The following is a 13382-nucleotide window of genomic DNA, read 5'->3' on the forward strand; positions in this document are numbered from 1 at the left end:
CTCATGCCTGGTCGTGTCAGACCAGGAGCGGTATCAGTGACACGACCAGGCCGATCACCCCGATCACCAGGCCCGCCATCTCCCAGGGACGATCTCTGATCACCGCGCCGAGCCCTCGGCGCGGTGATACGGGAAGGCTCCACGGCAGACCACGCAGGCCGCCGGGGAGCGTGCCCTCCAGTCTCCGCAGGGCTGCCACGTTCAGCGAGGCCCGGCCGATGCGGAAGTCGGGGTCGAAGAGGTCCCGCTCGTCGACCCAGCGGGCGCCCGGCCCCGGCCGCAGTTGATCGGTGTCGGTGTTCAGCAGGAAGAAAGTCATCCGGTACTCGGTGAGGGCACCGTGGGTACGTGACGGCTGGACGACGTCCACGACGCCGAGTTCGGTGAGGACGTCCCGGTCGGGCCGGTGCTCGTAACCGTCCAGTTCCTCTTCCAGCTCCCGGACGGCGGCCGCCCGCGAGTCCACGTCGGAGGTGCGGACATGGCCTCCCGGCAACTGGTACTGCCGGGCCCTCTCGTCGTACTGCAGGAGATACCTGGCCCGGTCCCCACGGCTGCGCAGCCGGTCCTTGATCACGACTTGGACGATGTCGACCGCGCGCAGGGGCGGTGCGGACGGGTCCAGCGCCAGCCGGTGCGTCTCCGCCAGATACAGGAACTGCGGACCGGCCAGCACCTGTCCGGCCGTGAACGGCCCGCTCTCGGCCCCGGCCCGTTCCCAGTTCTCGAGGATCGCCTGGCCGGAGCGTATGTAGGCGGCCAGACAACGCAGGAAGTAGGCCGCCTGCGGACTGATCACCGAGGTGGCCGGGGCGCCGTCCGAGGTGCTCTCCTCGCGCAGTGTGCCGAAGGCGCCCGCGATGGCGAGAACGCCGACCACGGTGGCCTCCGCCTCGGCCGGGGCAAGCCCTGACGAGCGGGCGAGTTCCGCCGTCGTGACCGGGCCCGCTCCGTGCCGGTCCGCCAGCAGTTCCAGCAGCACCGCGGTGATCATCCTCGACGCCGCGGTCATGACCCGCCCCCGGACCCGTCGCCGTTGTCCCCGCCCGCATCGGGGCGGCGCAGACACCACGCGCCCGGCCTGAGCTCGTACGTCTCGAAGCCGTGCTGCTCGGCCAGCCGGCGCAGGCCCCGTGCTCCGACGACACTGCGGTAGGTCTCCAGCCCCCACCGTTCGACGAGCCGGTCCCCGACGATGGGAGGGACGGCCTCCCTGCCCTCGACGGCCAGAGCGGCCAGCACCGCCGCGAGGTCCAGGGCGACATCCGGGGACTCGTCACCGGACGCCGCCGGCGCGGTCGCGTGCCGGGCCCGGTCCGGCTCGTCGGGCGTGTCGTCCAGACGCCGCACCACCCGATGCCCCGGTCCGCTCTCCTGAACCTCCCAGCCCGGAAAACTCTGCACCCAGGACGTGAGCGAGCCGACCACGACGGACCTGTACGCGTCGCCGAGCCGCTCGTGCAGCTCCTTGGCGAGCAGGGCGAGGCTGGGCTGTCTGCCCTGGTTCCGCAACGCTCGCACGGCCTCTTCGAGGACGGCGTCCCCGGGGGACTCGGGTCTTTGATGCGACGGGGCGACCGCGCCGTCGCCATCGCGTGGTGGGGAGGCCTGGCCCTGAGAACGCTGTGGTGGCACACCCGTCCCCGGCGCGCGGTCCAGCGCCTCGGGCGTCCTGCGGACAAAGCCCGGCTGACCCGGCTCGTTGAACACCTCCCAGCCGGGCTCGGAGCGGATGCGGCGGTTCAGGGAGCTGCCGCCGTTCGGGCCGACGATCTTGCGGTATCTCCCGCCGAGCGTGGCCCGCAGCCGTTTGTTGACCATATTGAACGTCGGGTCCGTGCCGTCCTCCTCACGCAGTGCGTCGACCACGTCGGCCAGAGCCTCACCGAACGAGGCCGGCAGGGCTCCGGCGGACGAGCCGGGCCTGCCCCGGGACTCCAGTCGGCCGAAGACGGCCTGTGACTCCAAGGACAGGAAATGGTCGCCTTCCGCCGTCCGGCAGCGCAGCCAGTCCAGATCGCCCCACAGGGCGGACATCCGGCCGACCCCGAGTCGGTCCGCAAGGGAGACCGCTCCCTCGAACCGCTCCTCCAGCCAGTCGATCACCTCGTCCTCGGGCACGCTCTGCCGGCCCTGGTTCGCCCAGGCGTCCATCTGGTCGCGCAGGTCGCACTCCAGCCGTTCCCGCAGCCGGTCGGCGAGCACGAGTTCGTCGTCGACCACGGTGGAGTCCAGTGGAAGCAGCTGCACGGACCGCGCAACGCTCTGGTTGCGCCGGTCCAACTCGACCTCCATCCACACCAGTTGACCGTGCTGGGGCAGCTCATCGGCCCCCTGGACGTCCTCCAGATGAAGCTTCGCCAGCAGTCCGCCGGGCTGTACGACCATCCCGCTGCGGGTGTCCTGCTGCACCTGGATGACCCGGCCCAGCACCCGGCGCCCGGCGCGGAGGGACGAGCCCGGCGCTGCCATGCCCGTGCTCTGCCGCGCCACCGGCCTACGGGGAGCGGCATCGTCCAGGCGGACCTGCGGGTCGTCGCCGCCCGAGTAGCTCACGCGGCCGGACCGGTCGAGCAGGACCTCGACCGCCTCGGCGTCGACGTCCTGGCGGTAGCGGGCGCCCAGTCGCTCGGTGAGTGCGGACAGCCGGGGCGTCTGCCCGACCTCCTTCCAGGCCTGCAGCAGGGACAGCAGGAACGCGAGCCGCTGTTCGTCCCGGATCTCGGTCGCCCGCGCGGCCAGCGCCGCCGTCGGCACCACGGCCGCCTCACGGCCGGGCTCCGCCGGCACGGTGGCCGGCAGCTCCGTCACCACCGCACTGCGCGCAGTGACGGCGTCGGACCGGTGCCCGCGCTTGACCTCCCAGGCCTGCAAGCCGTCCGGGCTCATCCCGAGGAAGAAACTGACCGGCTTTCCCTCATCGCTGCCCGGCAGGAAGTCCCCCTGCTTCGGCACGAAGAACGCCGTGACCGAGCCGTCGAGCTGGATGAGGCCCGACCAGAGGTTGTGCATCAACTCGATCCGGCCGTTGACGCGGCGCAGCGGCTCGGGGTTCTTCCAGAAGTTCTTCTTCCGGTCCCATTCGCCGAGGTCGCTGTCCGCGATCAACTTGTATCCGCCGGGTTTCCTGGCGAACCACAGATAGGACTGCTTCGGCCGGACGGACACCAGCTCCCGGCTGATCCGCTGAGCCTCCCGGAAGTCGGCGCTGCCGTCGTTGAGACCCATGAACCACAGATGGAATTGCAGGCAGTAGCGGTAGTAGTGGCCACGCCAGATGGGCCGGCGGTCCAGCCATCCTTCGAGCAGGGCCACCGCTTCGTCGGCGTCGAACTCCGGCAGTTCCTTGTATGCCTCGAACCACAGGCGGTAGTCCTCCACCCGGCCGTCGCCGGGGGAGAGATTGCGTCGGGCGAGTTCGACGATGCGGCGCAGTTCGGGCGGTTCGAGATCGCACCAGCGGCGGCCCGCACGGATGTAGTAGGCCTGCGCGAGGGCCCGCTGCACCATCGGGTTGCTCCGGCCCCCGGTGGCGGCGACCTCCCATTTCTCGATCACGGCGTCCAGGTCGGCGTACAACTCGTCGATGCCGGTACGGCAGCCCACGACGAACCTGTCCTGGTCGTCGAGGGTGCCGCGGACCCGGGTCGCCTCGTGCAGGAGGGCGTTGGCCTGGCCGATCTGGTCGGTCACCCAGTCGTCGGCAGCGGGGTCCAGCTCCGCGACCGACTTCACGTCGGCGGCGACCTTCAACGTCTTGGCCGCGAGGATGATGGTCTGCACGTGCGTGATGTAGGCGTGCAGGTTCTCCGGGTTGAGCCGTCTGGACGTCTGGAAGCAGTCGACGGTCCACTCGAAGTGATCCTCGATCACCCTCATGACCGCCTCGGTGCCACGGCGCTTCTTGCGCGCCAGCTCCTGCTTGAGGATCGCCCGCCGGGTGAGCCCGAGGGTGTGATGGTGGATGAAGCTGTCCTCGGCCAGGGAGACGGCGTGGGCGACGTACTCCTCCGCCTTCTCCAGCTCCCGGCCGAGCCGGTACATCTGGTGCCGCCCGAGGTGGTTCCAGAAGTGCGCTTCCTTCGGTACGTACCGGGTCAGGGCGCTCAGCACCTCGTGGGCCGGATCCACGTAGAGGGCCTCGATGAGCGGGGCGAAGTCCTCGCGCTCCTCATCGCCCGCCTCGTCCACGGTGCCGCCCTGCCGTATGACGAACATCTGCTGGAGCAGGGCCCGGACCGGGTCGGAGGAGACGTCGGTGGTGTGGGTGAGGGCCTCGATGAAGTCGATCGCGAGGTCCTTCAGGTGGTATCTCCACTGCTCCTCGTCGAACAGGCAGGTGAGGACCTGCTCGGCGATCAGCTGGTGCTGGAGCCTGACCCGGCCGGCGCGCACCACGACCAACCGGGCCGCGCCGGGCCCCAGCACATCGGCGAGTTCGAGGCCGGCCGCGGACGGGGTGTGCCGCATCAGCTTGTGGACCTGCTCGGACTGCAGCCCCGTGTTGGAGAAGATGGTCACCAGGGCCAGGTACTTCATCACCTCGGCCGCCCGGCCCTTGACCTGCTCCAGGTGGCTGCTGACGTAGTCCGAGAGCTTGGTGAACTTCCGCTCGAAGGTGATCAGGCCGTAGAAGAAGGGGGTCCGGTACTGCTCGTTGGCCTGGCGGGAGAGCTGTCGCAGCTCGCTCTTGCGGGCCCCTTCGTCGACGAGCGCGCTGTAGCGCCACTCGAAGTCGGCGGTCTCCTTCGGGTTCAGGAACTCCTCCACCACCAGGCTGCCGCTCTTCGACCCGCTGACTCCGCGCCGTACGTAGAGAAGGGTGGTGTGGGTGCCGCGCTTGCCGAGTTCCTGATAGAGCGCCTCGCGGTCGGACTCGCTGAGGTCACCGGATTCCGCGACCAGCAGCACCGGCTTCTGCGTGGTGTTGTGCAGCAGGTTGAGACGGTCGGCGATGAGGGGCACGCGGGCGCGGTCGACGACGACGCCGTGCGGCAGGACCGCCACCGGGTACTCGTGGTGCAGGTCCCACGCGGCACGTAACGCCACCGTCGTGCCGCCGGTGCCGGGCTTGTGCTGGAGGAGCACGGTGCGGGTGCGGTGCTCCTCCAGACTGTCGCGCAACGTCGTCACCAGGCTCGGCGTGATGGTGCGCGGCAGGTCCCGGCCCTGATCCAGATCGGCCCAGCTGATCAGTCCACCGCGCCAGAACTCGTCGTTGTGCCGGCCGTCCGCGCGCTGGATCGTGAGCTCGATCCCGTCGTGCAGGACGACCATGTGCTCCCTCAGCTTCTGCATGGTCTCGGGCGACAGTGCCGCCGTGCCCCGGACAGCGGCCGGCACGGTGTAGTCGACCTCGTCCGGGGTGGTGCCGACCTCCTCGGCGAGTCGGTCCAGCAGCGCGGGCAGCGGCAGGGGCACCGTGTTGAGTTCGGCGCCGACGGACGGCGCCGACGGCCCCACGTGCAGGAAGTCCCCGCGGCCCTGGAGCGCCTCGTCCACGGCGTCGATGACGCGCAGCAGGCGGTCACGCTCGGTCCCGTAGCCGCCTTGTCCGTCGCCTTCGAGCACGATCACGCGAACGGTGGTGTCTCCCACGGCCTGGAGGAAGGCGGACACCAGTTGCCGTACACCGCCCAGCCGTTTGTAGCCCCAGATGCGCAGGTCGTCCGGGGGCTCCTTGAGCCGCACCGAGCCGACGGCGAGCATCCAGGCGGTGCCGCGGCTGTAGTCGGTCGGCAGTGGGTCGCGGGTGAAGAGGTGGACGGCACGCTGGGCTTCCAGCACCGGGCCGGCCCGGTGGTAGAGCCCGTCGTGGTCGGAGCGGGGGTCCAGGTCCACGATCAGCGACCAGGGGATGCGGCCCAGCGCGGCCACTGAGGCAGCGTCCGGCATGCGTTCGGCGATCAGGACATAGTGGGCTGCGCCCGCCGAGAAGCCGCAGACCGAGTCCCACACCGACTCCCACAGCGCGGCCTCCGCCTCCGCGCGCCCCCGCTCCTCGTCCTGCGCGTGCGTCTCGGCCCGGGGCAGGAGATCGCCGACCGTGGCGGTGGCCTCCCGGTAGTTCTTGGCATACCAGCCGGCGTAGACGAGGCAGATCTTCGCCGAGTGGCTGCCGGCGGGAAAGCGCCGCGCCCACAGCAGGCCGGCGATCATGCGGACGAGCATGAACTGGCAGGCGAGCTGGTCCGCCCGGCCGGGCTGCTCGGCGATCCATTCCTGGATCCCCTCGCGGGACTCCCGCAGGAACCCCATCAGCCAGTCGCACCCGTCCGGCGCCGACCGGACGACCACGTCCTCGACGCGGGTCAGGCAGCGGTGGAGGTCCGAGAGACGGATGTCGGGCATGAGGTTCACCAGGACGGCGACCTCCAGGTACGCGAGGTCGAATCCGGCGGCTCCCTCGTGCGCGCGGTCCGTGTCGACGATCCAGTAGGCGGTGTCGGTGTCGGCCAGTTCGTTGCGCGGCACCAGCAGGTTCCTGTTGTGCAGGTCCCCGTGGCAGCGGCCCCACATCACCGGCACGGCACCGCCCCGGTCGGGGCCGACGATCTCACGGGGATCCGGGACGGGGTAGCCGCACTCGTCGTTGTAGACGCTGTCGCCGAAGAAGTGCCGGGCGGCCTGAAGGCACTGCGCCGCCCGGTCCTCGCCCACGAGCTCGGTCAGCAGGTCGTACGGGGTCATGAGCCGCATGTCGGCGGGATCGGACCAGGCGGTGAGGACGCCCTTGGCCACCCTGCGCGCCGACGTGCGTAACCCCGCCGACCGGGTCCGGGACGCCACGTAGCGGCTCAGACTGTCCCCGGCGAGCTGGTGCAGGGTGACGACCAGGCGGTCCTTGCCCTCACCTGTCGGGTAGACGCGCAGCAGCCGGGGAATGTGCTCGGCGGCGAACTCGCGGTCGGCGCCGCGCAGCAGGTCACTGGCGGCGAGTTCGTTGCGCTGCGTCAGCCGGTCGTCGGGCGGCCCGACCCGCAGGATGTAGCCGCCGGCCACGAACTCGCCGGTGTCACCACTGACGTCGACTCCGACGAGTTCGGCTCCGGACGTCCCTTGCGGGGTCTCCGTGAACAGCAGCGTGGCGTTGGGCAGCCACTCTTCCAATGCTTTTACAGCGGCGACTCTTTGAGCCTCGTTCCGCAGTGGCACCCCGTTGTCCACCCGGCCCCCCTCGGTCCTCGTGCAGGAGCACAACGCATCGGTTGTAGCACCAGCACGAGCAGCGTGCCCTGTATCCCGCGATATCGAACCACCGATGGGAGTTTGTACGGTCTCCGAGATCCGTACGCCGGTGCGGGGGAGCCCCCTGCTCCGGTCAGCTCGCGTAGGCCAGCGCCAGGGCACCGGCGACCGGGGCGGCGTACATCAACGGGAACGGAATGTGCGCGTACCACCGGGCCCGCGCCACGGTCACCGCGGCCCCGAGGAAGTACAGCACCAGCCCGACCCCCGCCAGCACCCCGATCACCGGCACGAACAGCCCGGCGACCAGACCGATGGCCCCCGCGGCCTTGGCCAGCCCGAGCCAGGTCCACCACGACCGGGGCACTCCGTAGTCGGTGAGCGCCCGCACGATCCACTGGGCGCGCAGGAGCAGGACGGCGCCGGAGAAACCGGCCATGAGGGCGGCGACGGCGGTGACGACGACGTGGGCGGTCTGCATGAGGAACTCCAGGTCAGCTGCGGTCGGTACCGCACGGCCGGTGCCGCGCGGCGGGTCCACTGCCTCCCTGACGCCGGGGGGCGCGGAAGTGTGACGGCTCCGCGCCGGTGAATCTTTTGGCTGATCGGTGCTCAAGTTGGGGACATCACGCGGATGTTGCCCATCCCCTTGGCATAGATCGCACCCCACCCCCACCATGCCCCCCGCGACGACCGTAAGGTTTCCGCCATGGCAGTCCCAGAGGTCATCCCGATCGCCTACGAGCCGCACGGCCGTACCGAGGCGATCGGCCGTTACGCGGACGGGCAGTTCATCGGATCGGTCACGTACGCCTTTCCCAAGGGGTTCGAGCTCGATGCCGGCTGGGAGGACCACAAACGCCTCTATTCGGTCCTGCACACCTTCGACGCCGACGGCAAGTACCGCGACTCGGAGATCTGGTGCGCCGGCACCTGGGCCGAGCAGCAGCGCGCCCCGCACGGACCGGAGTCCGTCCTGGCCCGCGCCCGTGCCCACCTGGCGTCGATGCTGCGCAGTCTCCCGCGACGCACGTACACGGACGTCGCGATACGTCCCTTCCAACTCACCCTGGACGGCGTGCTGTTCGGCCTGCTGACGGGTGAGGACGAGGGCGAGCCGTGGGCGGAGCTGTACCCCGACCTCCTGGGTTTCGGGGCACCCTGGGACGGTACGTACGACACCTGATCGTTCAACACCCGTGGGGGGATTCATTCATGGCACTGTTCGGGAACGCGCACACCATCGACCAGGGGCAGGCACAGCAGGACTACGCCCGTCTGCTGGGCCACGGTGAGCAGGTGCACGCCGCGTACCTGCTGATACGCGACACCATCCTGTTCACGGACCGTCGGCTGATCCTGGTCGACAAGCAGGGCATCACCGGCAAGAAGGTGGAGTACCACTCCATCCCCTACCGCAGCATCACGCACTTCGCGGTGGAGACCGCCGGCACCTTCGACCTGGACGCCGAGCTGAAGATCTGGCTGTCGGGTTCGGCGACGCCGGTCCAGAAGACGTTCACCAAGGGTGTCGACATCTACGAGGTGCAGGCGATCCTGACGCAGTTCGTGGCGAAGTAGCCCGCTCACACGTGTGCGGCCGCTCTCCCGTCGGGGAGGGCGGCCGCACACGTCGTTCTACGAGCGAACTTCCCGCTCAGGGGGCCAGGCAGCTGACGCCCGGGAGGCCCGCCGGGTCCACCAGGCCGGCCGGGTCCACCAGGGCGGCCGGGTCGACGAGCTCCGTCACGCCGCCGGGAGTCTCCGCGACACACGTGATGGTCGCGACCGGGTCCGGAATGGCGTTGGCGGCCGGGGCCATGGCGCCGGCGAGGGCGAGGGTTCCGAGCAGGACGGTGGCGGTGCGCCGCATGGCGACCATCTCCTTGTCAGAAAGGAAGGGAATCGTCCGGTTGGACAAAGCGATCATTACGGCTTCCCTCCCGCGAAATCGCCCTCCGTCACCCGCACGGGGATGAAGCAACGATCCTCCACCCGGCACCGGGTTGACCGCTCCACCGAGGCGAGGCGAGCACCTGCGCGGCGGCATGTCAGCGGCCCGCCGATCCGGTGCCGATCGCGATAATCGGGCCACCATGCAGCCGCCCCAGCCCCAGCCCCAGCCCCAGCCGCAACTCCAACCCCAACTCCAACGCCAGCCCCCGCACCGCGACCTCCTGCCCGACCTCCTCACCGTCGGCGCCCCCTACCCGCTGGTTCTGGCAGGCGACATCGCGGTACGGGCGCATGGCCTGACCTCGGAGGCAGCACGAGAGGCCTCGGCAAAGGGGCCTGCGGAGGGGCCGTTGGAAGTGGCGACCGAAAGCCCCGAGCCCATGGGCGAGATGGCGGCCGTGGTCGGGTCCGGCCTGACGGAACGCGGCTGGCGGGTACGCCCCTTGGAGACCGACCCGCTCTCCGCCCGCCTGCTCGTCACGGACCCCGGCACCGGTGAGGAACGTACGGTCGACCTCCTCAAGGAGACCCTCTGGCGCCCGCCGGTCACGACCGGCCTGGGCCCCGCCCTCTCCCTCGACGACCTCATCGGCACGAAGGTCCGCGCCCTCACCGACCGGGGCGCCGCCCGCGATCTGATCGACGTCCACACCGCCGCGGTCCACTGGAGCTTCCCCGACCTGGAGGAACTGGGCCGCCGCCACGCCTGGGACCAGTTCGACCCGGCGGACCTCCAGTCCCGGCTGGAGGCGACCGAGCTGCTGGACGACCGGGAGCTCATCGCTCAGGGCCTCGCCGAGGAGTCCGTCCCGCTGGTGCGGCGGTGGGTCCGCGCCTGGGCCGACGACATCGCCGAACGCCTGCTGGAGGAGCAGGCGTTCGAGCCGCCGTCGGACGAGTGACGGTGCCTTGAGATAGGATCCGGCCACTTGTGCGAGGGCGGGGGCCCTCGTTGGGGAGGAAAACTCACGTGGGCAGACACGCCCCGAGACGGGGTGGGTTCGCCGCCCTCGTCTCCGCTCTCTCGGTCGCCGTAGCGGCCGGATCCATCACCTTGTTCTCCGGTACCGACGGCAACGGCGGCGCCGCGCAGGCCGCCACGACCGCTGCCGCCGCCGGGACCACCGAGATCGTCCTGGACGATCCGAGTACCGCGAACATCCGCAGTGACCGGCTGCTCGCCGCCGGCGAGACCGGATTCCTGCACCGGCAGGCCGCCGTCGCGGGGCTGCTCTGGACGGACTACGACGACGGCACGACCGTGACCGTCGAGGGCGCGTCCGGGGTCTACAAGCCGACCACGACCACCTGCTGGGACATCTCGACGCGCTGCGCCTCGGGCATGTACGGCCAGTCCGCCGACATCGTGGCCCTGCCGGACAGAACGTACGGCGACCCGGTGTCGCTATGGACCCCGGACGGCGATGCGCTCGGGACCGTGGACCTCCGCCAGTCGGCCGACTACCTGGGCACGTTCGGCGACACCCTCGTCACCATCGAGCACGACGGCGTGGTCGACGGCGAGGAGCTCTCCGGCTACCGGCTGCACCTCGTCGACCTCGTCGACGGCGAGCAGCGCGACCGCGTCGTGTCCGGCTACCCGGCCGACGCCTCCTTGGGCGGGAGCGCCTCGCGCACCGGCGACGAGAACGGCTTCCTGCTGTCCTACTCCGTCGACGACCCGAACAGCGACGTCGACACACGCACCGTCGGCTACCTCGACTTCGCCACCGGGCAGCTCACCCCGGTCTTCACCGGGCTGGACGCCGCGCCGGAACTGGTCCTCACCGACGATCGCGTCGGCTGGTACACGACCGGCGCCGGTCTGCACGTCAAGCCGCGCGCCGACCTCACCGCCACGGAGACGGTGGTCGTGCCCGAGGTGACGACCGTCGGCGCCCCCGTCCCGGTCCTTGTCGGCGACTGGGTCGTCCTGACCGCGCCCGGCGCCGTCACCGCCGTATCCCTGGCCGACGGCGCCAAGAAGTCCCTGCTGAGCCGGTCGTACGGCACCCCGGTGGCCACCCCGGACGGCGGCGCGCTCATCACGGGCGGCACCGCGACGGCCGACTGGTGGATCAACCGCGTCACCGCGGGCGCCGACGGCACCCCGCAGCTGAAGAAGCTGTACAAGGTCGCGCCGTACGAGAACGCCAAGACCGGTCTCGCGCTCAGCCGCGGCAGTCTGCGCGTCGCGGAGGACAACCCGAGCAGCGCCTCCGACACGACCTCGCTGCGCACGCTCACCACCAACGGCAGCACCGAGCTCACCGCGTCAGCCGCCACGGACAGCTCCTCGATCAGCCCGAAGTGCCCGTACCCGGGCGCCACCTGCTCGGCACTGTGGGGCAACTTCGACGGCACCGACGCCAGGGACGTCTACCTCGACACCTACTACGACGGCGACGAGGGCGGCAGCGGTCTGGAGAACGCGGACAAGCTGGTCAACATCGGCTACGTCCCGCTGGAGTTCCACACCGAGGGCGGCTCGATCGTCGACGTCTCCGACGACTACGCCGTCTACAACTCCGGTGGCTCCGCCCCGATGCAGTACATCGGCGAGTTCGGCCAGGGCCAGAAGCTGAAGCGCTCCGTGCGCGCCGCCGCCCTGAACGGCTCCACCCTCTGGAGCGCCACCTCCACGGCCGGCCAGCTCACCTCGTACAGCCTCACCACCGACAAGACCCTCGCCACGGTGACCGTCCCCGGCCTCGCCTGTGTGCCGAGCGAACTCCAGGCGGCGGGCCGCTGGGTGTACTGGGCGTGCGGGACGGGCTCGGCCGGTGTGTACGACACCAAGGCGCGTACGTCCGTGGCCGTCACCCCCGGTGACGTGCTCCTCGGCGACGGCTTCACCGTCCGCCACGACCACGACGCGGACCGGCTGGTCCTGACCGAGGCGGGCACCGGCACCTCCCGCGTGATCGCCTCCGGTCTGCCCGACAGCGGGCTCGCGGTCGACCGCCGGTTCCGCTGGACGGTCGACGAGTACACGGGCCTGGTCGCCTGGTTCGACGCGTACGAGCAGACGCACGTCGCCACCACCGGCGTCACCCCGTCCGCGGTGACGGCCTTCACCTCGGAGGCCGGGTACTACGTGGACCCGAACGCGCCCTTCCAGGGCCAGTGGCTGGCATCCCGCCCGGTCACCTCCTGGTCGCTGACCTTCACCTCGGTCCAGAGCGGCGCGAACGGCAAGGCGACGCGCACCCTCACCGGCGGCGCGTCCTCGGCGGTGCTGTCGGCGACCTGGAACGGCAAGACGTCGAGCGGGAGTTACTTCCCCAACGGCTGGTTGACGTGGACTCTCAAGGCGACCGGCCTCGGTACCGCCGCCCCCGTCACGCTCACCACCGGCGAGGTCTTCGCCACCCGCGGAGCACCCGTACGCCACGACTTCGACAGCCCCGACGGCCCGGACGGCCGCGGCGACCTGCTCACCCTCAACTCCTCCGGCGGCCTCACCTTCCACGCGGGCACCGGCACGGGCAAGGTCGGCGAGAAGAGCACGGGCACCGGCTGGCCCACCACCGTCACGGCCGTCCCCTTCGGCGACCTGAGCGGTGACCGCTGCAACGACGTCCTCGTCCGCTACAGCAGCGGCGCCCTGCGCCTGTACAAGCCGGGCTGCGGAGCGGCGGTCAAGCCGTCGACGTCGTACACCACGCTCGCGACCAGCGGCTGGACGCAGTACAACGCGCTCACCTCGCCCGGCGACGTGAGCGGTGACGGCCGCCCGGACCTGATCGCCCGACAGTCGTCGACCGGCACGGTCTACCTCTACAAGGGCACCAGCGACGGCAAGCTCGCCGCCCGCGTGAAGCTCTACGACAACTGGAAGGGCTACAAGAAGATCGTCGGCGTCGGCGACATCACCGGCGACGGCCGGCCCGACCTCCTCGCCCAGGACACGGCGAACACCCTCTGGCGCTACAACGGCAAGGGCGACGGCACCTTCGCCGCCCGCGTGAAGGTGTTCGGCAACTGGGGCGGCAACTACAACGCCGTCGTCGGCATCGGCGACATCACCGACGACGGCCGGCCGGACCTCGTCTCCCGCGACACCAGCGGCAACGCGTGGCGCAACAGCGGGGACGGGAAGGGGTCGTTCGGCTCGCGGGTGAAGATCGCGACCGGATGGAGCGGTTACAAGTTCCTTGCCTAGCAAGTGAGTTGAGGGATTGAGAAATCCGAGGCGCCCGGGGGCAAGAGTCCTCCGGGCGCCTTTACACTTCCCC

9 protein-coding genes are annotated in these 13382 nt (G+C 70.5%); 4 read left to right on the top strand and 5 right to left on the bottom strand.

What is annotated here, in order from left to right:
- Window positions 1–16: 16 nt before the first annotated feature.
- From ACIA8X_RS03150 to ACIA8X_RS03160, 3 genes are all read right to left on the bottom strand, one after another.
- On the bottom strand, window positions 17–1012 hold the full coding sequence (locus ACIA8X_RS03150) for an NUDIX hydrolase (RefSeq protein WP_399457678.1): 996 nt from the start codon (window positions 1010–1012) through the stop codon (window positions 17–19).
- Window positions 1009–7110 carry a hypothetical protein gene (locus ACIA8X_RS03155; RefSeq protein ID WP_399457679.1) on the bottom strand — a complete coding sequence of 2034 codons (6102 nt, stop codon included), beginning with the start codon at window positions 7108–7110 and terminating at the stop codon, window positions 1009–1011. The genes ACIA8X_RS03150 and ACIA8X_RS03155 overlap by 4 nt, the downstream gene beginning before the upstream one ends.
- Window positions 7111–7321: 211 nt before the next feature.
- Window positions 7322–7669 (bottom strand): DoxX family protein, encoded by a 348-nt coding sequence (locus ACIA8X_RS03160; RefSeq protein ID WP_393454152.1) that lies wholly within the window; start codon window positions 7667–7669, stop codon window positions 7322–7324.
- A 228-nt stretch (window positions 7670–7897) separates the two neighbouring features.
- Between ACIA8X_RS03160 and ACIA8X_RS03165 the strand changes: the two genes are divergently transcribed.
- Both ACIA8X_RS03165 and ACIA8X_RS03170 read left to right on the top strand, forming a co-directional pair.
- Window positions 7898–8374 (top strand): hypothetical protein, encoded by a 477-nt coding sequence (locus tag ACIA8X_RS03165; protein WP_393454149.1) that lies wholly within the window; start codon window positions 7898–7900, stop codon window positions 8372–8374.
- Between the two features lie 29 nt (window positions 8375–8403).
- Window positions 8404–8769 carry a PH domain-containing protein gene (locus tag ACIA8X_RS03170; protein ID WP_093907565.1) on the top strand — a complete coding sequence of 122 codons (366 nt, stop codon included), beginning with the start codon at window positions 8404–8406 and terminating at the stop codon, window positions 8767–8769.
- A 76-nt stretch (window positions 8770–8845) separates the two neighbouring features.
- Here ACIA8X_RS03170 and ACIA8X_RS03175 read toward each other — a convergent pair whose 3' ends face one another.
- Together ACIA8X_RS03175 and ACIA8X_RS03180 are read right to left on the bottom strand one after the other, a co-directional pair.
- Entirely contained in the window at window positions 8846–9061 is a 216-nt protein-coding gene (locus tag ACIA8X_RS03175) for a hypothetical protein (protein WP_393454146.1), read from the bottom strand.
- A gap of 178 nt (window positions 9062–9239) precedes the next feature.
- Window positions 9240–9437, bottom strand: a complete 198-nt coding sequence (locus tag ACIA8X_RS03180; protein WP_399457772.1) for a hypothetical protein — start codon at window positions 9435–9437, stop codon at window positions 9240–9242.
- Here ACIA8X_RS03180 and ACIA8X_RS03185 point away from each other — a divergent pair.
- Both ACIA8X_RS03185 and ACIA8X_RS03190 read left to right on the top strand, forming a co-directional pair.
- Window positions 9402–10046 carry a nucleotidyl transferase AbiEii/AbiGii toxin family protein gene (locus ACIA8X_RS03185; protein WP_399457767.1) on the top strand — a complete coding sequence of 215 codons (645 nt, stop codon included), beginning with the start codon at window positions 9402–9404 and terminating at the stop codon, window positions 10044–10046. The two genes, ACIA8X_RS03180 and ACIA8X_RS03185, sit on opposite strands and share 36 nt — an antisense overlap.
- A gap of 68 nt (window positions 10047–10114) precedes the next feature.
- A complete protein-coding gene (locus ACIA8X_RS03190) occupies window positions 10115–13309 on the top strand; it encodes an FG-GAP repeat domain-containing protein (protein ID WP_399457680.1) in 3195 nt (1064 codons plus the stop codon).
- Window positions 13310–13382 lie beyond the last annotated feature (73 nt).

This window comes from Streptomyces sp. NPDC051738 (assembly GCF_044453205.1).
Lineage (GTDB): Bacteria > Actinomycetota > Actinomycetes > Streptomycetales > Streptomycetaceae > Streptomyces.